The organism is Paenarthrobacter sp. FR1, from assembly GCF_051106045.1.
Classification (GTDB): Bacteria; Actinomycetota; Actinomycetes; order Actinomycetales; family Micrococcaceae; genus Arthrobacter; species Arthrobacter nitroguajacolicus_A.
Genome location: NZ_JBPFSF010000004.1, coordinates 87,309 through 107,072 on the forward strand (window position 1 = coordinate 87,309; position 19,764 = coordinate 107,072).

The 19,764-nt window shown below is 63.2% G+C and carries 16 protein-coding genes; 10 read left to right on the top strand and 6 right to left on the bottom strand.

Annotated elements, in window-relative coordinates; all coding sequences use genetic code 11:
- Together pdxS and ACR30Z_RS09295 are read right to left on the bottom strand one after the other, a co-directional pair.
- Entirely contained in the window at positions 1–915 is a 915-nt protein-coding gene (pdxS, locus tag ACR30Z_RS09290; RefSeq protein WP_434372251.1) for a pyridoxal 5'-phosphate synthase lyase subunit PdxS, read from the bottom strand.
- Between the two features lie 162 nt (positions 916–1,077).
- The gene (locus ACR30Z_RS09295) at positions 1,078–1,758 is read right to left on the bottom strand and encodes a GntR family transcriptional regulator (RefSeq protein WP_434372253.1); all 681 of its coding nucleotides are present in this window, start codon (positions 1,756–1,758) and stop codon (positions 1,078–1,080) included.
- 130 nt (positions 1,759–1,888) lie between these two features.
- Here ACR30Z_RS09295 and purU point away from each other — a divergent pair, with 130 nt between their 5' ends.
- The 10 genes from purU to ACR30Z_RS09345 all read left to right on the top strand — a co-directional run bounded on the left by purU (position 1,889) and on the right by ACR30Z_RS09345 (position 15,399).
- A complete protein-coding gene (purU, locus tag ACR30Z_RS09300) occupies positions 1,889–2,806 on the top strand; it encodes a formyltetrahydrofolate deformylase (RefSeq protein WP_144651859.1) in 918 nt (305 codons plus the stop codon).
- 48 nt (positions 2,807–2,854) lie between these two features.
- Positions 2,855–5,347 carry a GcvT family protein gene (locus ACR30Z_RS09305; protein WP_434372254.1) on the top strand — a complete coding sequence of 831 codons (2,493 nt, stop codon included), beginning with the start codon at positions 2,855–2,857 and terminating at the stop codon, positions 5,345–5,347.
- A 16-nt stretch (positions 5,348–5,363) separates the two neighbouring features.
- Positions 5,364–5,990, top strand: a complete 627-nt coding sequence (locus ACR30Z_RS09310) for a cyclodeaminase/cyclohydrolase family protein (protein WP_434372255.1) — start codon at positions 5,364–5,366, stop codon at positions 5,988–5,990.
- Positions 5,987–6,871, top strand: a complete 885-nt coding sequence (locus tag ACR30Z_RS09315) for a bifunctional 5,10-methylenetetrahydrofolate dehydrogenase/5,10-methenyltetrahydrofolate cyclohydrolase (RefSeq protein ID WP_144651865.1) — start codon at positions 5,987–5,989, stop codon at positions 6,869–6,871. Before ACR30Z_RS09310 ends, ACR30Z_RS09315 begins: the two co-directional genes overlap by 4 nt.
- Positions 6,872–6,881: 10 nt before the next feature.
- Positions 6,882–9,200 (top strand): FdhF/YdeP family oxidoreductase, encoded by a 2,319-nt coding sequence (locus ACR30Z_RS09320; RefSeq protein ID WP_434372256.1) that lies wholly within the window; start codon positions 6,882–6,884, stop codon positions 9,198–9,200.
- A 156-nt stretch (positions 9,201–9,356) separates the two neighbouring features.
- A complete protein-coding gene (gene fdhA, locus ACR30Z_RS09325) occupies positions 9,357–10,574 on the top strand; it encodes a formaldehyde dehydrogenase, glutathione-independent (RefSeq protein WP_144651869.1) in 1,218 nt (405 codons plus the stop codon).
- 107 nt (positions 10,575–10,681) lie between these two features.
- A complete protein-coding gene (locus ACR30Z_RS09330) occupies positions 10,682–11,959 on the top strand; it encodes a molybdopterin molybdotransferase MoeA (protein ID WP_434372257.1) in 1,278 nt (425 codons plus the stop codon).
- A 104-nt stretch (positions 11,960–12,063) separates the two neighbouring features.
- Positions 12,064–12,870: an IclR family transcriptional regulator gene (locus ACR30Z_RS09335; RefSeq protein ID WP_434372259.1), complete on the top strand. Its 807-nt coding sequence runs from the start codon at positions 12,064–12,066 to the stop codon at positions 12,868–12,870.
- A gap of 285 nt (positions 12,871–13,155) precedes the next feature.
- Positions 13,156–15,177, top strand: coding sequence for a BCCT family transporter (locus ACR30Z_RS09340; RefSeq protein ID WP_434372260.1), 2,022 nt, complete (start codon positions 13,156–13,158; stop codon positions 15,175–15,177).
- 45 nt (positions 15,178–15,222) lie between these two features.
- Positions 15,223–15,399, top strand: coding sequence for a hypothetical protein (locus tag ACR30Z_RS09345; protein WP_167510501.1), 177 nt, complete (start codon positions 15,223–15,225; stop codon positions 15,397–15,399).
- 71 nt (positions 15,400–15,470) lie between these two features.
- Here ACR30Z_RS09345 and ACR30Z_RS09350 read toward each other — a convergent pair whose 3' ends face one another.
- From ACR30Z_RS09350 to ACR30Z_RS09365, 4 genes are all read right to left on the bottom strand, one after another.
- Positions 15,471–16,151, bottom strand: coding sequence for a fasciclin domain-containing protein (locus ACR30Z_RS09350; RefSeq protein WP_144651876.1), 681 nt, complete (start codon positions 16,149–16,151; stop codon positions 15,471–15,473).
- Positions 16,152–16,321: 170 nt separating this feature from the next.
- Complete coding sequence (locus ACR30Z_RS09355) at positions 16,322–16,696, bottom strand: VOC family protein (protein WP_434372261.1); 375 nt, start codon at positions 16,694–16,696, stop codon at positions 16,322–16,324.
- 171 nt (positions 16,697–16,867) lie between these two features.
- On the bottom strand, positions 16,868–18,379 hold the full coding sequence (locus ACR30Z_RS09360; protein ID WP_434372263.1) for an alpha/beta fold hydrolase: 1,512 nt from the start codon (positions 18,377–18,379) through the stop codon (positions 16,868–16,870).
- 46 nt (positions 18,380–18,425) lie between these two features.
- Entirely contained in the window at positions 18,426–19,760 is a 1,335-nt protein-coding gene (locus ACR30Z_RS09365; protein ID WP_434372264.1) for an acyltransferase family protein, read from the bottom strand.
- Positions 19,761–19,764: the final 4 nt, after the last annotated feature.

The following is a 19,764-nucleotide window of genomic DNA, read 5'->3' on the forward strand; positions in this document are numbered from 1 at the left end:
TTACCAGCCGCGTTCTGCGAGGCGGTGGGGCTGGGGGATGTCGTCCACGTTGATACCGACCATCGCTTCGCCCAGTCCACGGGAGACCTTGGCAATGACATCGGGATCGTCATAGTAGGCAGTAGCGTTCACGACGGCGGCCGCACGCTCTGCCGGGTTGCCGGACTTGAAGATCCCCGAACCAACAAACACGCCGTCGGCGCCGAGCTGCATCATCATCGCAGCATCAGCCGGGGTAGCAATGCCACCGGCAGTGAACAACACCACGGGGAGCTTGCCGGTCGCGGCGATTTCCTTGACCAGCTCGTACGGGGCCTGCAGCTCCTTGGCCGCGACATACAGCTCGTCCTCAGGAAGGGCGGCGAGCTTGGCGATCTCGGAGCGGATCTTGCGCATGTGCCCGGAGGCGTTGGAAACATCCCCGGTACCGGCTTCGCCCTTGGAACGGATCATCGCCGCACCTTCGTTGATGCGGCGCAGCGCCTCACCAAGGTTGGTGGCACCGCACACAAACGGGACGGTGAAGTTCCACTTGTCGATGTGGTTGATGTAGTCCGCCGGGGTCAGGACCTCGGACTCGTCGATGTAGTCGACACCGAGGGACTGCAGGACCTGGGCTTCGACGAAGTGGCCGATGCGGGCTTTGGCCATGACCGGGATGGACACGGCAGCGATGATCTGATCGATCATGTCCGGATCGGACATGCGGGACACCCCGCCCTGGGCGCGGATGTCGGCAGGGACGCGTTCAAGCGCCATGACAGCCACGGCACCGGCATCCTCGGCGATGCGGGCCTGCTCGACGTTAACGACGTCCATGATGACGCCGCCCTTGAGCATCTCAGCCATGCCCCGCTTGACGCGGCTGCTGCCCGTGAGCGGAATGTGTTCGAAAAGAGGGTGTCGTGTAGTCACGTGGTACTCCAGGGACTTGGGGCTGTGATTGCATCACAGGCGCGCCGAATGCCGTGGCGGGCCAGAGGGCCCGCGTGATATCCGGGTGATATATTAGGTGGGTTTCAGTATGCAAGCACACAACCCCCGAGTCAATGGGCCGCCAAGACCACACCGCGAGGGTTACGCAGCAAACAACGTCTGGCGAACAGCCTGCTCGAAGCCACTGACATGGACGCGGGCGAGTTCGGCAGCTTCTTCTTCGTTGCCGTCAATGACAGCCCGCAGGAGATCCAGGTGCTCGCGGACGTGGTGCTCGAGGTCCGGAAGGCGGTCCAGCACCATGCACCAGATGCGCGTGGCCAGATTGTCGTAGCGAATCAGCACATCCTCAAGGTGCGGGTTCGCGGCGGCTGCATAGATGCCCTGGTGAACACTCGCGTCGAGGCGCAGAGTTTCAACCACCGAGGCCGCGCTGACATCGAAGTCCTCCACGGCGCGCATGACGTTTCGCAGATGCTCCCTGGTGGCAGGCGAAGCCACCCGCGCCGCGCGGGCGGCGGCGAGGGGTTCCAATTGGGCCCGAATCTCGGAGATAAAGGCCAGGTCCGTCACCTCAACGCGGGTGGCAAAGGTTCCCCGCCTCGGATAGGTAATCACCAGCCGGTCCAACTCAAGCCTCTTCAGCGCTTCGCGCACCGGAGTGCGTCCGATCTCAAGGTCCTTGGCGAGTTGGTCGTCATTCAAAAGGTCGCCAGGTTTGATTTCCAGCATCAGCAGCCGGTCGCGGAGGCGTTCATAGGCGACGTCGGCCAACGACTTCTTCGTAGCATCGCCGGCGATTGCCAGAGTTCCAAAAGCCACAGCGCCTTCCCTTCTTCACAACCAAAAAACCTATTGACCCGCCCCGGTCACCAGTATACGCTGATTTCCAATCCTAATATATCAGTTCGTGATTCAGGAATATATCTAGGCAAATACCTAAGGAGGACGCATGACCCTCGTGGCTTCAGACTCACACCTCAGCACCCTTCCGGCAGAACGCGGCCAGCTCAAGGACGAGCAGGCGCAGAAGTTCGTACTCACACTGTCGTGCGTCGAACAGCCGGGCATCGTGCAGGCAGTTACCACTTTCCTCTTCGACCGCGGCTTCAACATCGAAGAACACCAGCAGTTTGACGACAGCCTGCGCCAGACATTGCACCTGCGCACTGCCTTCTCCGGCGGCCAGAGCTACTCGCCGGATCAGCTGGAGGATGAGTTCCGTTCCATCGCGGACCGCTTCGACATGAAATTCAGCTTCCACGACCAGACCAAGCAACGCGTCCTGGTCATGGTCTCCAAGTTTGGCCACTGCCTCAACGACCTCATCTTCCGCTGGCGCGGGGGCAGCCTCGGCGGCGAGCTCGTCGCCGTCGTCTCCAACCACGAGACCCACCGTGCAATGGCCGAGGCAGCCGGCCTGCCCTTCATCCACGTCCCTGTAACTCCGGACACCAAGGCCGAGGCGGAGCAAAAGCTCCTGGAACTCGTGGACGAATACAAGGCGGACCTGGTGGTCCTGGCCCGCTACATGCAGGTCCTTTCGAACGACCTGTGCCGCCAGCTGGAAGGACGCGCGATCAACATCCACCATTCCTTCCTTCCCGGCTTCAAGGGCGCCCGCCCGTACCACCAGGCCTACGACCGCGGCGTGAAGCAGGTGGGTGCAACCGCCCACTACGTCACCGCCGACCTGGACGAGGGGCCGATCATCGAGCAGGAAGTCATCCGCGTGGACCACAGTTACGGCCCCAATGCGCTGTCCACTGTGGGCCAGGACGCGGAAGCTCTGGCGCTTTCCCGCGCCGTCCGCTGGCACTGCGAACACCGCGTCCTCCTGGACCGGACCAGCACGGTCGTCTTCCGCTAACCAGCCCGTTCAAGCCCGCCCCACACGAACTTCCGCAGGAGAATTTTCATGGCATCCACGCCTCGCATTGTCATCATCGGAGCCGGGATCGTCGGCACCAACCTCGCCGACGAACTGGTCACCCGCGGCTGGAACAACATCACAGTCCTGGACCAGGGCCCCCTGAACATGCCCGGTGGCTCCACGTCCCACGCCCCTGGCTTGGTCTTCCAGACCAACCCCTCCAAGTCCATGGCACTCTTCGCCAAGTACACGGTGGAAAAGCTGCTGTCCCTCACCGAGGACGGGCAAAGCTGCTTCAACCAAGTGGGTGGCCTTGAGGTCGCCACTACGGAGACCCGCCTGGCGGACCTGAAGCGCAAGCTCGGCTACGCACAGTCCTGGGGTATCGACGGCAAGATCCTTTCCCGCGAAGAGTGCAAGGCGCTCTACCCTCTCATCAATGAGGAAGACATCCTGGGCGGCCTCCACGTACCCACCGACGGCCTGGCGCTGGCTGCCCGCGCAGTCCAGCTGCTCATCAAGCGCACGGAAGCCGCCGGTGTGAAGTACATCGGCAACACCGAGGTGACCGGAATCGAGCAGTCAAACCGCCGCGTGACCGGCGTCGAGACCCCTGACGGCGTCATTCCCGCGGACATCGTGGTTTCCTGTGCCGGCTTCTGGGGCGCCAAAGTGGGTGAGCTGATCGGAATGTCCGTCCCGCTCCTGCCGCTGGCCCACCAGTACGTCAAAACCACTCCGGTACCCGCGCAAAAAGGCAAGAATGAACTGCCCAACGGCGCCCGGTTGCCCATCCTGCGCCACCAGGACCAGGACCTTTACTACCGCGAGCACGGCGAGCGCTATGGCATTGGTTCCTACGCACACCGCCCCATGCCCGTGGACCTGGACGATCTGGGAAGCTACGAGCCCAGCAGCATCAGCGAACACAACATGCCTTCCCGCTTGGACTTCACCCTGGAAGACTTCCTTCCCGCGTGGGAAGCAACCAAGCAGATCCTGCCGGCACTCCGGGAAAGTGAGATCGAAGATGGCTTCAACGGCATCTTCTCCTTCACCCCGGACGGCGGTTCCCTGGTGGGCGAATCCAAGGAAGTGGATGGCTTCTTCGTCGCCGAAGCCGTATGGGTCACCCACTCCGCCGGCATCGCCCGCGCCGTTGCCGAACTGCTGGTAGATGGAAAGTCGAAGATCGACCTTGGTGACTGCGACATCCACCGCTTCGAAGAAGTCCAGCTGACCCCCGAATACGTCAGCGAAACCTCCCAGCAGAACTTCGTGGAAATCTACGATGTCATGCACCCGCTCCAGCCCAAGCTGTCCCCGCGCAATCTTCGCGTCAGCCCCTTCCACGCCCGCCACAAGCAGTTGGGCGGATACTTCCTGGAAGGCGCCGGTTGGGAGCGCCCGTACTGGTTCGAAGCCAACGCCGAACTGCTGAAGGAAATGCCGGACGACTGGCAGCCTCCGGCCCGTGACGCCTGGTCCGGAATGTTCAGCTCCCCCATCGCCGCGGCAGAAGCATGGAAGACCCGTACAGCTGTTGCCATGTACGACATGACGCCGCTCAAGCGCCTGGAGGTCTCCGGCCCGGGTGCCCTGAAGTTGCTTCAGGAACTGACCACCGGCGACCTGGCCAAGAAGCCCGGCGCCGTCACCTACACCCTGCTCCTGGACGAAGCCGGCGGCGTCCGAAGCGACATCACGGTGGCCCGACTGAGCGAAGACACATTCCAACTGGGCGCCAACGGCAACATGGACACGGCCTACTTCGAGCGCGCAGCACGTCACCAGACCGAGAACGGAAGCGCCAGCGACTGGGTCCAAGTCCGTGACACCACCGGTGGCACCTGCTGCATCGGTTTGTGGGGTCCCCTGGCCCGTGACCTCATCAGCACGGTCAGCAGCGACGACTTCACCAATGACGGCCTGAAGTACTTCCGCGCCAAGAAGGTCACCATCGGTGGGGTCACCGTCACCGCGATGCGACTTTCCTACGTGGGCGAACTCGGCTGGGAGCTCTACACCAGCGCCGACAACGGGCAACGCCTCTGGGACGCCTTGTGGAAGGCCGGCCAGCCGTTCGGCGTGATCGCCGCCGGCCGTGCCGCCTTCAGCTCATTGCGACTCGAAAAGGGCTACCGCTCCTGGGGCTCGGACATGACAACCGAGCACGACCCCTACGAAGCGGGCCTCGGCTTCGCCGTGAAGATGACCAAAGAGAACTTCGTCGGTAAGGCGGCTCTGGAAGGACGCAGCGAGGAAAGCTCGGCCCGCCGCCTGCGCTGCTTGACGGTCGACGACGGCAGGAGCCTGGTGCTGGGCAAGGAACCGGTGTTTTATAAGGACCAGGCGGTGGGTTATGTCACCAGCGCCGCCTACGGTTACTCGGTCCGCAAGCCGATCGCCTACGCCTACCTGCCCGCTGCCGTGTCGCTGGGAGACTCCGTGGAAATCGAGTACTTCGGCCGCCGCATTCAAGCGACCGTCACTGAGGATCCACTGTACGACCCCACTATGAGCCGGCTCCGCGGCTAGGACGCCAGGACTGCACATGATCAGCTCAGAAACCATCAATGACTACCTCTCCCGGCTTGCTTCACGTCAGCCGACCCCCGGTGGCGGTGCAGCTGCGGCACTGCATGCAGCACAAGGTGCTGCCTTGGTTGCCATGGTGGCCAGGTACACCACCGGCGCAAAATATGAGCAGCACGCCGCCTTCGTCAACCGGATCACCAGCGCCGCCGACCACTTGATCGTCGAGGCATTGCGCCTTGCCGATGCCGATGAACACGCCTTCCAGGCCGTCATTGACTCCTACAAACTCCCCTCAAGCACGGATGACCTCAAAGCCGCACGAAAAGCAGCCATCCAGGACGCCCTGGTCCAGGCGGCCCACACTCCTGCCCAACTCATCAAGGTTGCCGGCGAGGTAGTGGACCTGGCCACTGAAATCTTTGACGTGGCCAATCCCAACGTCATCAGCGACGTCGCTGCTGCAGCGGACGCAGCCCGCGCAGCTGCGACCACGGCCAGGGTCAACATCGACATCAATGTGGTTGCCATCAACGACGCCGATGCCCGCTCGCGTTTGGCGGAGCAGACAGATGGGCTCGAGGACAAGGTAGTCCTGGCTGCCGACTCGTTGGTGAAGCGCGTCCGCGAAAGGATCCTCGCATGACCACCGCAGTGCTTTCCGGCAAGGGGCTCGCCGCCCTGATCCAGCAGCAGGCCGTCGAGGGGACGCGTCTCCTCGACGATGAGGGCCTGCGTCCTGTGCTGGCCGTTGTTGTTGCAACCGACGACGAGTCCACACTTTGGTACGTCCGCTCCATCGAGCGTGCAGCCGAACGCGCGGGCGTCGGTTGCAGGATCGTGGACCTTGGCCACGACGCCTCCGAGCACGTGCTGGCCAGCGTCCTGGAGGACCTCAGCGCGGAGCCCTCAGTCCACGGCATCATCCTCCAGACTCCCCTGCCGGCCGCTGTTGCGGCGGACCGGCTGGTGGGGCTCATCGCTCCGGAAAAGGACGTCGACGGCGCCAATCCGCTCAGTCTTGGCCGTTTGGCTGTCGGTCAGCCCGCCTTCGCACCCGCTACTGCGCGGGCCGTCGTTGAACTGCTGGACCACTTTCAGGTGCCGGTCGCTGGACGGAACGTGGCCGTCGTCGGGCGTTCCGCGGTGGTAGGCAAGCCGCTGTCCTTGCTGCTCCTCGGGAAAGACGCGACCGTCACCATCTGCCATTCCAAATCGGGCGAGCTGGAGCGCTACACCCGGCCCGCCGACGTCGTGGTTGTTGCCGCCGGGCGGACCGGACTGCTGAAAGGCAGCCACGTCTCGACTGAGACGGTGGTGATCGACGTCGGCACCAACGTCCTGCCCGACGGATCCCTGGTGGGGGACGTTGACGAAGCCAGTGTTACCGGAGTGGCGGCCGGCCTGAGTCCGGTTCCCGGCGGCGTGGGGTCGGTAACCACCGCGCTTTTGCTGCTCCACACCGTGGAAGCCGCCCGGCAGCAGTCCCGAACCACGTTGCTCACGGCTTCCACTTCCCGGATCTGAAGGGTTTCCCATGCATTCCAAAGCTCCGCGCGAGAACATCGACGAGTCAAAGCTCACCATCGGTAAACCCAAGACCAAGGCAGTTGGCATTCCGGCTGTTGCCAACGCCTTGAAGATTTCACTGGAACAGATGGGGCCCTTGCGCAGTGTCCAAACCCTGCTGGCAGTGAACCAGCTGGACGGGTTCGACTGCATGGGGTGCGCCTGGCCTGAGCACGAGAAGCGCAACGCTGCGGAGTTCTGCGAGAACGGCGCCAAGGCAGTGGCCGAGGAAGCCACCCGGCGCCGCGTCACGCCGGAATTCTTTGCCCGGCACTCCATTGCCGAGCTCAAGACCCGGGATGACTTCTGGCTGGGCCAGCAGGGCCGGCTCACCCACCCAATGTTCCTCGATGAAGGCGCAACCCACTACAGGGCAATTGACTGGGAAGATGCCTATGACCTCATGGCCGAAGAGTTGCGGGCCATGGAACACCCGGATGAAGCTGTGTTCTACACCTCCGGCCGGACCTCCAACGAAGCGGCATTCGTGTACCAGCTTCTGGTCCGGGGAATTGGCACCAACAACCTCCCGGACTGCTCCAACATGTGCCATGAATCCTCCGGCTCCGCGCTGGTGGAAACCATCGGCATCGGCAAGGGTTCCGTCAGCCTGACGGACTTGGAAACGGCATCGCTGATCTTCGTGGCCGGACAGAATCCCGGGACCAACCACCCACGCATGCTCAGTGCCTTGGAAAAGGCGAAGAAAAACGGCGCGATCATCGTGTCCGTCAATCCCCTGCCTGAGGCCGGGCTCCTGCACTTCGAAAATCCTCAGCATGTGGCCGGAATGATTCAAGGAACGCAGCTCACGGACGACTTCCTGCAGATCCGTGCCGGCGGCGATCAGGCCCTGTTCCAAGGCCTCGGCAAGTACCTCCTTGAAGCCGAAGCTGACGGCCGGAACACCCCTGGCCTGCGCACGGTCCTGGACCACCAGTTCATCGACAACCACACAGTGGGCATCGATGACTACCTCCGCTACCTGGAGAAGGTGGAATGGGATGACATCGTGGAGGCATCGGGCCTTACCTTGGTGCAGATCCAGGCCACGGGAGAGCGGCTGCTCGCCTCCAGCGCCACCATCGTGTGCTGGGCCATGGGACTGACCCAGCACAAGCACTCCGTCCCCACCCTCCGCGACGTGGTCAACGTCCTGCTCCTCCAAGGGAACATCGGCAAGCCCGGCGCAGGTGTTTGTCCGGTCCGCGGCCACTCGAACGTCCAAGGCGACCGCACCATGGGTATCTTCGAAAAGATGCCTTCGACGTTCCACGACCGGCTGGACCAGGAATTTGAGTTCCGCTCTCCCCGGGAACACGGCTACGACACTGTGGCAGCAATTCGCGCCATGCGGGACGGGAAAGTCCGTTTCTTCATGGGGATGGGCGGCAACTTCGTCCGGGCTGCACCGGACTCCGAGGTCACCGAGCAAGCATTGGCCAACACGGGCTTGAGCGTGCAGATTTCCACGAAACTCAACCACTCGCATCTGTCCACGGGGCGGCGGGCGTTGATCCTGCCAACCCTGGGACGCACCGAGAAGGACACCCAGCGCACGGGCGACCAACGGGTCACCGTGGAGGACTCCATGAGCGCCGTCCACGCATCCCGGGGACGGCTCAAGCCCGCAAGCGACCACCTCCACTCGGAGGTCGCCATCGTCTGCAATCTCGCACAGAGGCTGTTTGCCGACGGCAACGCCCGCCTTCCCAACACGCCCAAGGCGTCCTGGCTCTCCCTGCGGGACGATTACGCCTTGATCCGGAAGCACATTGAAGCAGTGTTTGACGGCTTCGAGGACTTCGAGGCGCGGATCCAGCACCCGGGCGGTTTTGTGCTGCCACACCCACCGCGCGACGCCAGGAAGTTCGACACCGCGTCCGGAAAAGCCCACTTCACGGGCAATGCTTTGGAGTTCATCAAGGTTCCTCCCGGCCGGCTGGTCCTACAAACCCTGCGCTCACACGACCAGTACAACACCACCATTTACGGGAAGGACGACCGTTACCGTGGCATCCACGGTGGCCGACGCGTGGTGCTCGTCAACGCCCAGGACATCAGCGACCTGGGTTTTGCCGACGGCGACATGGTCCACCTGATCTCCGAGTTCCAGGGAACGGACCGACGTGCCGAGAATTTCCGGATCGTGTCGTACTCCACCCCCAAGGGCTGCGCGGCCGCGTACTACCCCGAAACCAACGTCCTGGTGCCTCTGGATTCCGTGGCGGATACCAGCGGTACACCCACCTCAAAGTCCGTGATTATCCGCCTGGAAAGGGCCTAGATACGTAACAGATTTGTCCGTTCACCCATGTGTCCGGTGGTCCGTGAATGGTGCTTCGGTGGCCTGAAACCTGGGGAGGTATTCCTCATCGAAGCACCGCTTTCGGATCATTGGTCAGCACGTTTTCAGCAACAGCCAAGAGTAAAGGGAGTAACCATGTCAGGAAACAAAGCAGTCGCCTACAAGGAACCCGGTGTCGTCGAAATCATCGACACTGACTACCCAACGTTTGAGCTCAAGGACGGACCGGGCGTCAACCCGGCCAACGTCGGGCGGAAGGTGCCGCATGGCGCCATCCTCCGCACCGTGACCACCAACATTTGTGGTTCGGACCAGCACATGGTCAGGGGCCGCACCACAGCCCCGAAAGACTTGGTCCTCGGCCACGAAATCACCGGCGAAGTGGTGGAGGTGGGACCCGACGTCGAATTCATCAAGGTGGGCGACATCGTGTCGGTGCCGTTCAACATCTCCTGTGGCCGCTGCCGGAACTGCAAGGAGCAGAAGACCGGCATCTGCCTCAACGTCAACCCCGACCGCCCGGGCAGCGCCTACGGATACGTGGACATGGGCGGCTGGGTGGGCGGACAAGCAGAGTACGTGCTGGTCCCCTACGCCGACTGGAACCTGCTCCGATTCCCGGACCGCGACCAGGCCCTGGAGAAGATCATGGACCTGACCATGCTCTCGGACATTTTCCCCACCGGTTTCCATGGCGCCGTCACCGCCGGAGTTGGTGTGGGCTCCACCGTATACGTTGCGGGTGCCGGACCGGTGGGCCTTGCTGCCGCCGTGGGCGCGCAACTGCTTGGCGCCGCCGTCGTGATCGTGGGCGACATGAACGAAGACCGCCTGGCACAGGCGCGCTCCTTCGGCTGCGAAACCGTCAACGTCTCCAACGGCGACCCCAAGTTGCAGATTGAGCAGATCCTCGGAGTACCCGAGGTGGACTGCGGCGTGGACGCCGTGGGCTTCGAAGCCCGGGGGCACGGCAAGGACGCTTCGCACGAGGCTCCGGCCACTGTGCTGAACTCCCTGATGGACATTACGGCCGCAGGCGGTTCGCTGGGCATCCCTGGCCTGTACGTTACCGGCGACCCGGGTGGAATCGATGAGGCCGCCAAGCACGGCTCCCTTAGCCTCTCCCTGGGCACCGGCTGGGCCAAGTCCTTGTCCTTCACCACGGGTCAATGCCCCGTCATGAAGTACAACCGCCAACTGATGATGGCCATCCTCCATGACAAGGTACAGATCGCCAAGGCAGTCAATGCCCAAGCCATCCCGCTCGAAGATGCACCGCGCGGCTACGCCGAGTTCGATGCGGGAGCGGCCACGAAGTTCGTGCTGAACCCCAACGGCTACGTGAAGGCTTAGCACGCAACAACAGATACCGGGGACTGCGCGGCAAGAATTACGGGAAGGCCGTGCAGTCCCCGGTATCTTCGCAATGCCAGAAGCGCCACCTCAGGAAGCGGACCTCCATGCTTGCACCAGAACTCGTCGCCACTGCACCCAATCCCCCGGTCCCGGTCCCGGTCCCGGTCCCGGTCCCGGTCCCGGACAAGCGAAGGCACGCCCCAACCTGGGCCGAGGCCCGGCGGTTGGCCTACGACTGCGCCGGTCCGCTGCCGCCGCTGAACGTTTCCCTCGCCGACGCGGTGGGACGCACGCTGACAGTTGACGTCCTCGCGTCCCGGGATCTCCCGCACTATGCGTCGTCCGCCATGGACGGCTGGGCCATCAACGGCAGCGGCCCGTGGACCATCACGACGGCGGGGCTGCCGCTGGCACCGGGCGAAGCAAGCGTCATCGCCACGGGCGGATGGATTCCTCCAGGCGCCGTGGCAGTCCTGCGCAAGGAAAGCGGGCTGGTCCGCGAAGCAACAGGGCGAGCCCGCCAGTTGGCACTGAGACCTGATGCGAAGCCCAGCGAAACGGTACCCGGAAAGCACATCCGTCCCACCGGAGAAGAAGCAACCGCCGGCGATGTCCTCATCCGGGCCGGAACGGTCCTCAATCCTGCCCACATAGCCCTCGCTGCCGTGGCGGCCCGCGACGAACTGCAGGTGCAGCGCAAGCCCGTTGTCGCCGTCGTCCTTACGGGATCGGAGGTGGTGACCTCAGGTGAGCCGGAACCGGGACAGGTCCGCGACGTGTTCGGCCCGCAGTTGGATGCCGTTATTTCGCAACTGGGCGGGGAGCCCGGTGGCCACCACAGGATTGGCGATTCTTACGCCGCGTGGTTGAAGGCACTGGCCGGCGGCGGCGAGGGCCGACGTCCCGACGTCACCGTGACCACCGGCGGAACCGGTAAATCCGGAACAGACCATTTCCGTGCGGCGGTGGACGCCCTCGGTGGGCGGCTCCTCCTGGACGGTATCGCCATGCGCCCCGGCCACCCTGCTGTGTTGGCGGAACTTCCCGATGGCCGATTCATCATCGGGCTCCCGGGAAATCCCTTGGCCGCCATGATGGCGCTCATGACCCTCGGCGAACCACTCCTGGCCGCTGTGGGAAACCGGCCGTTCCGTAGACCCGGCCTCATGATGTCCGGGGCAGACGTAGCTCCGGACCCCGGACGGACACGCCTCATGCCCTGCACGTTCGTCCACGAACTCGCCTTCCCAGCCGCCCACACCGGTCCGGGAATGATGCGCGGGCTTGCCGGGGCAGACGGATACATGGCGGTTCCCCCTGAGGGTGTAGCAGCCGGCGCGACTGTCCCCGTGATGCCACTGCCATGGACCGTCATGGTGTGAAAGGGTCCGTCCAAAACTCCGTCTAGGATGTGGAAAGACGAAGGTGCAGGCCAGGCAGGGCTACCAGCCCGGGCCGCCTGCCTGGACAACGGACACGAGGCACCATGGCCGCACGCAACAATCCGGACATTGACAAGGACGCAGACGCCCAGGGCGGAGGCGTCCAGTCAGTGGATCGCGCCCTCCAAATCCTGGAGATCCTGGCCCGGGAAGGCGACGCCGGCGTGAGCGAAATCGCCGAGGAGATGGGCGTCCACAAATCCACCGTGTCCCGGCTGGTTGGCTCCTTGGTCAACCGTGAACTGGTCCGGCAGAACAGTGAACGCGGCAAGTACCAACTGGGCTTCGGGATCCTTCGCCTGGCATCTTCCATCCCCGGCAGGCTGAGCGTTGTGCACGAGGCAAGAGAGGTCCTGGAGGCGCTGGCCGCCGAATACAAGGAGACCGTCAACCTGGCCGTGTTGCGGTCAAACTACGCCGTTAACGTGGACCAGGCCATGGGCCCCTCAACACTGGCCACTTACGACTGGGTGGGCAGCCTGACCCCGCTGCACGCCACGTCCAGCGGCAAGGTCCTTCTTGCTGCCCTCACCGCCGACGAAAGAAGCCAGGTATTCAAGGCAGTGGGCTTGCCCGCGCGAACGCCCCGGACGGTGACAAACCGCGGCGAGCTGGAAAAGCAGTTACTGGACGTGGCGCGCAACGGATACGCCACGGTCCACGAAGAGTTTGAAATAGGCCTCACCGCCGTCGCCGTCCCCATTTTCAACCATGCGGGGAGCGTCATCGCCGCGGTAAGCATCTCCGGGCCGGCGTTCCGCTTTGCCCCTGAAGACCAGCCAGGGCTGATCGACGGGCTCCGCGAGGCTGGGCTGACCATCAGCGGACGGATGGGCTACAGGCACCGCTGAGGATGGGCTACAAGCGCCACTGAGCGCGCTCTACGCAACGTGGCCCATGATACGCAACATATTCGGTCGAGGGCAACTGATATATCAATTGGCCCTTAATGTGGATACAAGTCTTGACTTTGGGTGTGACGGAGCGCACTCTGTTGCTTAGTGCGGATGTTGTTGATTCCTGCGGAACGCTCCTCAAGCTCGACGAGCCCAGTGTTCAACCCCGGCCCGCCAGGAATCACGCCCCGGCCCATATGTAAACGCCAGCCCATGACACGCCGAGCAAAGGACCCGCTCATGGCTATAAACAGCGACACAAAACCCACAACCCCTGAGGAGTTACCTGCCGACGACCACCCGGCAGCAACTCCAGCAGCACCCCACAACGCCCACGCGGAGCGCCCTGACGAAAGCATCAGCGTCTCCCCCGATGAAACCAACCCGGCAGTCCTCGACGCTGAGGACGGCGGCGCCGAGACCCTTCCCGATGCTGAAGAATACGAACAGATCATCGAAGAGTTGCGCCACGCCAAGACCGAGCAGGCCGTTTCGGCCCGCCGGAACCGCAAACTTACCCTCGACAAAGTCACCTTCGGGATCACGGGCGCCATCGCCGTCGCCTTCGTGGTCTGGGGCTTCGTCGGAAGGGACAGTCTTTCTGAAACCTCCAAGGGCGCCCTGAACTGGGTCATGGAGTACACCGGCTGGCTGTTCATGGTCCTCGCCTCATTGTTCGTGGTCTTCGTCCTGTGGCTTGCCCTCGGCAAGTTTGGCAACATCCCATTGGGCAAGGACGGCGAGAAGCCCGAGTTCCGTACCATCTCCTGGGTAGCCATGATGTTCGCCGCGGGCATGGGCATCGGCCTCATGTTCTATGGTGTTGCCGAACCGTTGTACCACTACATCTCACCGCCGCCGGGCACAGTGGATGGCCGCACACCGGCAGCCATCCAGACGGCCATGGCCACATCGATCTTCCACTGGACCCTGCATCCCTGGGCCATGTACGCCGTAGTCGGCATCGCCATGGCCTATGGCACCTACCGCCTGGGCCGTAAGCAGCTGGTCTCTGCGGCCTTCACGTCGCTGTTCGGCATTCGAATGGTTGAAGGCCCGCTGGGGAAGTTCATCAACATCCTTGCCATCTTCGCCACGCTGTTCGGTACAGCCGCTTCCCTGGGCCTGGGCGCTCTCCAGATCGGCAGCGGCATGACCTCCAACGGCTGGCTGGGTGAAGTGGGCACTCCGGTGCTCGTGGTGATCGTCGCGATCCTGACCTTCTGCTTCGTGGCCTCGGCCGTGTCGGGCATCAGCCGCGGCATCCAGTGGCTCTCCAACATCAACATGGTCCTGGCCGTGGTTCTGGCCCTCATCGTCTTCGTGGCCGGGCCCACCCTGTTCATCCTCAACCTGATCCCCTCTGCCGTGGGTGACTACGCCCGGGACCTGGCCGAGATGTCGTCCCGGACAGAAGCGGTGGGAGACGACGCACTGCGCAGTTGGATGACCAGCTGGACCATCTTCTACTGGGCCTGGTGGATTTCCTGGACGCCCTTCGTAGGGATGTTCATTGCCCGGATCAGCCGCGGACGAACCATCCGCCAGTTCGTCACCGGCGTACTGCTGGTGCCCAGCATCGTCAGCGTCATCTGGTTCGGAATCTTCGGCGGGGCCGCATTCCATGTCCAGCAGGAAGCCGACAAGGCCGGCACTCCAGGGCTTGTGACCATGGTCAACGGCACCCCCTCCATCAACTTCGATGGTGCACTGTTCGACCTGGTCAAGAACCTGGGCATGCCGGGATGGCTCACTGGAGCCGTCATCGTTCTGGCCATGGTCCTGGTGGCGATCTTCTTTGTGACCGGCGCCGATGCGGCGTCCATCGTGATGGGATCCCTCAGCTCCAATGGCGCCGAACACCCGCGCCGTGGAGTGGTGATCTTCTGGGGAAGCCTCACCGGCGCCGTGGCCGCCGTCATGCTGCTCGCCGGCGGTGACGAACCATCCGAAGCCCTGTCAGGGCTGCAACGGGTCACCATCGTAGCGGCGCTGCCGTTCATCGTGGTCATGTTGTTGCTCTGTTTCGCCCTCGTCAAGGACTTGCGCCGCGATCCCCTGTCACTGCGGCGCCGCCTGGCCACATCCGTTGTGGAGCGGGCAATCCGCACCGGAGTGGAACAGCATCGCGGTGTTCAATTCGACCTCGTCACCAGGCACGACTGCGCCGAGAAATGCCCGGACTCCGACTGTCCCGGAGGAACAGCTACCGGGAGCATTCCCGTGGTCGGGAATCCCACCCCGGAGTCCCGCGACAAGTAGCACGACTCGCAGCTGACACCCATTCACACATCAGGAAGGTCCGCCATGCCCAAAACCTCTGCCCCTGGCACACTCCGTCTCAGCAACCAAGCCAGCGAGGACGTAACCCTCACCCTGGACTCATCCAAGCCCCTGACAGTCCGGATTGAGGTGGACGGCTGCCCGTGCGGCTCCGCCCATGATCGGCCCGGTTCCTATGTGGACAGTGACTTGAACCGCTAGCCCATTACACATCAAAGCAGGCGCCGGATCCCGGCGCCTGCTTCGTTGTTTGTACTGCTATGGCCTATGGCCTATTTGGGCATCAGCACTGAATCGATCAGGTACACCGTGGCGTTGGCGGTCTTCACGCCGCCGCAGATCACGTTGGAAGCTCCGTCAACCGTGAGGGCATCCTTGGTGCCGGCAACCGTCACTTCGCCACCCTGGACAGTCTTGTGGGTGCCGACGATCTGGTCCGGGGTCAGCTGGCCGGGGACTACGTGGTAGGTGAGGATCTTGCTCAGCAGGGCATCGTCCGTCTTGAGCGTTTCGATCGTCGCCGGGTCGATCTTGGCGAAGGCATCATCAACCGGTGCGAACACCGTGAATTCGCTGCCGTTCAAGGTGGAAACGAGGTCCACCTTGGGGTTCAGCTGACCTGAAACAGCGGCGGTCAGGGTCTTGAGCAACGGGTTGTTGGAAGCAGCTACGGCTACCGGGTCCTGGGCCATGCCCGTGACCGAACCGGCACCGTCCGGAACCTGTGCGGCGTAACCGGCGCAGCCGGGGCCTACAAGGTTAGCGGCCGGATCCATGGCGGCGCTGCTCATGGCGGAAGCCGACGGCGACGGTGCCGCCATGGAAGTTTCCGGTGCTGCTGACGAGGAAGCAGGGGTACTGGAGGTGCTTGAACCACCACAGGCCGTGAGTCCGAGAAGGGCGGCTGCAGTGAGGCCAACGAAGGCGAGGGCGGGGCGCTTTGTGGACAACATGTCATTCTCCTTATTTTTGGAACCAGGGCGTTGGGTCCATGGGGTACGGGGCACGGGCTGCCCGGTGTTGCTTTCGCGTCACCGGCGGTTTGTGCCTCACCAGCTATTCGGAGGACCGGCAGGGATGGATGGGTGCGGATTGAAAAAGTTTTTTTCACCCCGTTGTTGTTTTAGAAGTACGGCCGTGTGATGAGTTCAAGCGCGTGGCCCGAGGGGTCTTTGAAATAGACCCCTCGGCCACCATGCTCGGTGTTCGTCTCGCCGGGCCGGGTCATCTGCGGATCCGCCCAATGTTCGACGCCGGCACTCACCAAACGCTGATAGGCGCGGTCAAAGTGCGCGTCGTCCACCAGGAATGCGTAGTGCTGCATCTGGATCTCAACCGGTGGCTCAGCGAACTGCAGCATCACCCCGCCGGCCAGGGAGAGGTTGGTGAACGGCCCCCAGCTGGGAGCTTGGCCGGCTTCAAGGATTGATCGGTAGAACTCGGCGGAAACCGTGCGGTCGAGGGACACGATGATGGTGTGGTTGAAAAGCGCTGGCATGGATAACTCCTTGGATGTGGGTTCGTTTCGATGGGTTGCTGGGTCATCGATCCACAAGGCGGAGCCCGCGAGCGCGTCAGAGGTCGGCCGGGTAGCCGATCCGTGCAGGGCAGAAGCCCGATCCGGTCATCACGACCGCAAGCCTACCTGAGCCTGGAGGCCCGGTGCGTCCTACTTGCCGCAGACCACGTCCTTCACTGGAAGCTTGCCGTCGAGGAGGTATTGGTTCACGGCGGCATTGGCGCATTCGTTGCCATACGTCGGGAAGAGGGCGTGATTTCGGCCCGGAACCGTCAGGAGTCGTGAGCCCTTCATGGCCCGATGCATACCCAGCCCTTCTTCATACGTGGTCCGGGTGTCGCCCACTGCCTGGATCTGCAGGGCAGGAATGGTGTTGTCGATGGTCAGCGGGGTGGGGGGAGCATCCCGCCAGAAGGAACACGGAGTAATGGTGTGATGGACGGGGGCAAAGATCGGCTGATCCACCCGCTGCCGTTGAATTTCGTCCCAGTACCATTCCGGGTCAGTGGGCATAGTGGAGTCTCCGCACACGATGGCGAGGGTGGCGGAATAGTCGGCTCCGGTGCCCAGCTCCGTGTCAAACCACGCTTGGACCAAGCCTGCCAGCATGGGGTGCAGTTCTACGTTCTTGCCCTGGGCCAGCTCGCGCAGTTGCACAAGGACCTGCGCGAAGGTCTGGTTGTCCTCTTCAAGGTCGCTGACACCATTGACGTACATCAGGAAGGGCAGGACATGATCGTCCAAGGTGTAGTTGCCCACCTGTATGGGCCGTACAGCTGCATCACTGATGAGTTTTTCGATTCCCTGACGGACTTCACCGGCAGTGGAGCCCAGGGAGTATTCAGTGTTTCGGCCGGCGGCCCATTCTGAGAAATCGTCAATCGCGTTCTCGTTGGCTGCGGCCATGTCCTTGAACATGGTGATGCCGTACTTGGCGGGATCGGGTGCGCTGTCCAGGACCAGGCGGTCGATTCTGTCCGGGAACATCTGGCTGTACGCAGCGCCGAGGTACGTGCCATAGGACCAACCCAGGAACGAGGTCTTCGCTTCGCCCAGAACAGTCCGGATCACGTCAACGTCCCGGGCGATGTTCTGCGTGTTGATGTGTGGGAGGACGTCAGGGTACTTTTCCCAACAGCGGTCGGCCGCTTCCTTTGCCCGGGCGACGTTCTCGTCGAACCCACTTCGATCGGCACCGGCTGACCGCATCCAGGTCATCTGGGGGAAAACGCAGTCCACGGGTGTGCTCTTCCCCAGCCCGCGGGTGTCCATGCCGATGACGTCGTAGGCCTTGGCCACCTCATCGGTCATACCGGATCGAAGTATGGCGGGCAGGCCCAGCCCCCGCCCGCCGGGTCCGCCGGGGTTGGTCTGCAGGATTCCGCGCCGTTGGGCCGGATCCATGGAGACAATACGGGAGATGGCTACGGAGATTGTCTTCCCACCCGGATCGGCATAATCAAGGGGAACGGTGACCATGGCACACTCAGTCCCCGAGGCCGCGAGCGCCTCGTCAGCACAGGCCGCCCACTGAAGTTGTTGATCGTGGAACCGGGAGAGAGACCCGCCCGAATCTGCCGGCACAGTTGTTGGCGCGCAGCCGGCCACAAGAGGCACGGTGAGCAATATTGCAGCAATGGCCGAGGCCTTGGTCTTGTTCATAATGTTCCTTTTCCAGAGAGTTTCTTGGACCGGGGGCGGGGTGCAGCTAGTGGTAACGCCTGAGCCTTCCCAAGCTCGCCTGACCGATGAGTGCTGTGCTGAAGAGCAGGACGCTGATGGCTGCGGCACCCGGGGTGATTCCTTCGATGAGGAGGACGACGACTCCCGAGACTCCCAGCAGGGTGCTGACAGTGGCCCGGCGGCTGGTGGCCAGCGGCCCTCCGGCGGTCTTGTTGATGCGTTCAAAGCGCCCGAAGAATCCGGCGGTCGGGACAAGGACACACAGTGCGGCTGCCAACCAAGCGGGCCTGCTCAGCCACCACTCTGCCGTGCCCGGAACCGGCAGGGGCAACGGCGAGATGAGGAGCAGGCCCGCCAACCCCACCAGGACGGGCATATGCCAGAGGTAGACGGTCATCGCCCGGGAACCGACCGCACTGACCAGGGCCATGACGGAAGGATTCGCGGCCCACCTCCGGATGGGCGCCTGGCACATCGAGAAGATCATCAGTTGCGCCACCGCCAGGAGGACCAACGCTCCCGTCGGTGGGTTGAGGTTGGCCAGCATGTCCCCCGAGTACACGCCCAGCCACGTCAGCACCAACAAAACCGCCAGCGAGCATCCGGCAGTCCACTTCCGCACGGTCGGTGTCAGGCGATGAATGGAACCGTCCGCAAGCCAGAAACCAAGCTGCTGGATGAAGAGCCACACGAAGAGGAGGTTGGCGTACCCGAAGGCAGCCTGCCCCGACAGAATCCGCAGGCCGTCGACGGCGGCGATGGCCAGCAGGAGGCCCACCATGGTGCGGACTTTTGCCCGATCATGAATCTGGGCAAGCAAAGGAACCAGTGCGGAGCTTCCGAGGTAAACGGCCAGGAACCACAGGGGCTGACTGATCCGGTAGCCGGCGGTCGACACAATATCGGCGGGAACGCCCCCCAGGGTCAACAGCACCAGACCTGCGCCGACCAACCCCACAAGGACCACAGCCGGGACAAGGAGCCGCACCAGGCGGCCCCTGACGTAGTCGGCAGCGGTGGCGCCACGGGCTGACATTGCCCGCCATTGCGAGATCGAGCTGAAGCCCCCGGCTATGAAGAAGAGCGGCATGATTTGCACAAACCATGTGAAGGCCGCAAACACGGTGTTGCCGTCAAGCGCATTCTCCAGGACAGGGCCATGCGGTCCCAGGCTGACACCTACCATCAAGGCATGGAGCGCAACCACAACCACCAGGCAAAGGCTCCGAATGACGTCTATGCTCGCGTCCCTGGAGCTTGATATACCCTGTGCCGGCGGGCGCCGACCGGTAAGAATGGTTCCGGTTTCCGGGGCTGTCTTCACCGGCCGGATCGCTGTGGATGTCGCGTCGCTGTTCATACCT

Coding starts and splice junctions, on each gene's coding strand:
- ACR30Z_RS09330 (WP_434372257.1), top strand. CDS start 10,682: ATGCTTGCACCAGAACTCGTCGCCACTGCACCCAATCCCCCGGTCCCG.
- ACR30Z_RS09335 (WP_434372259.1), top strand. CDS start 12,064: ATGGCCGCACGCAACAATCCGGACATTGACAAGGACGCAGACGCCCAG.
- fdhA (WP_144651869.1), top strand. CDS start 9,357: ATGTCAGGAAACAAAGCAGTCGCCTACAAGGAACCCGGTGTCGTCGAA.
- ACR30Z_RS09315 (WP_144651865.1), top strand. CDS start 5,987: ATGACCACCGCAGTGCTTTCCGGCAAGGGGCTCGCCGCCCTGATCCAG.
- ACR30Z_RS09355 (WP_434372261.1), bottom strand. CDS start 16,696: ATGCCAGCGCTTTTCAACCACACCATCATCGTGTCCCTCGACCGCACG.
- ACR30Z_RS09345 (WP_167510501.1), top strand. CDS start 15,223: ATGCCCAAAACCTCTGCCCCTGGCACACTCCGTCTCAGCAACCAAGCC.
- ACR30Z_RS09365 (WP_434372264.1), bottom strand. CDS start 19,760: ATGAACAGCGACGCGACATCCACAGCGATCCGGCCGGTGAAGACAGCC.
- ACR30Z_RS09350 (WP_144651876.1), bottom strand. CDS start 16,151: ATGTTGTCCACAAAGCGCCCCGCCCTCGCCTTCGTTGGCCTCACTGCA.
- ACR30Z_RS09305 (WP_434372254.1), top strand. CDS start 2,855: ATGGCATCCACGCCTCGCATTGTCATCATCGGAGCCGGGATCGTCGGC.
- ACR30Z_RS09340 (WP_434372260.1), top strand. CDS start 13,156: ATGGCTATAAACAGCGACACAAAACCCACAACCCCTGAGGAGTTACCT.
- purU (WP_144651859.1), top strand. CDS start 1,889: ATGACCCTCGTGGCTTCAGACTCACACCTCAGCACCCTTCCGGCAGAA.
- ACR30Z_RS09320 (WP_434372256.1), top strand. CDS start 6,882: ATGCATTCCAAAGCTCCGCGCGAGAACATCGACGAGTCAAAGCTCACC.
- ACR30Z_RS09310 (WP_434372255.1), top strand. CDS start 5,364: ATGATCAGCTCAGAAACCATCAATGACTACCTCTCCCGGCTTGCTTCA.
- ACR30Z_RS09360 (WP_434372263.1), bottom strand. CDS start 18,379: ATGAACAAGACCAAGGCCTCGGCCATTGCTGCAATATTGCTCACCGTG.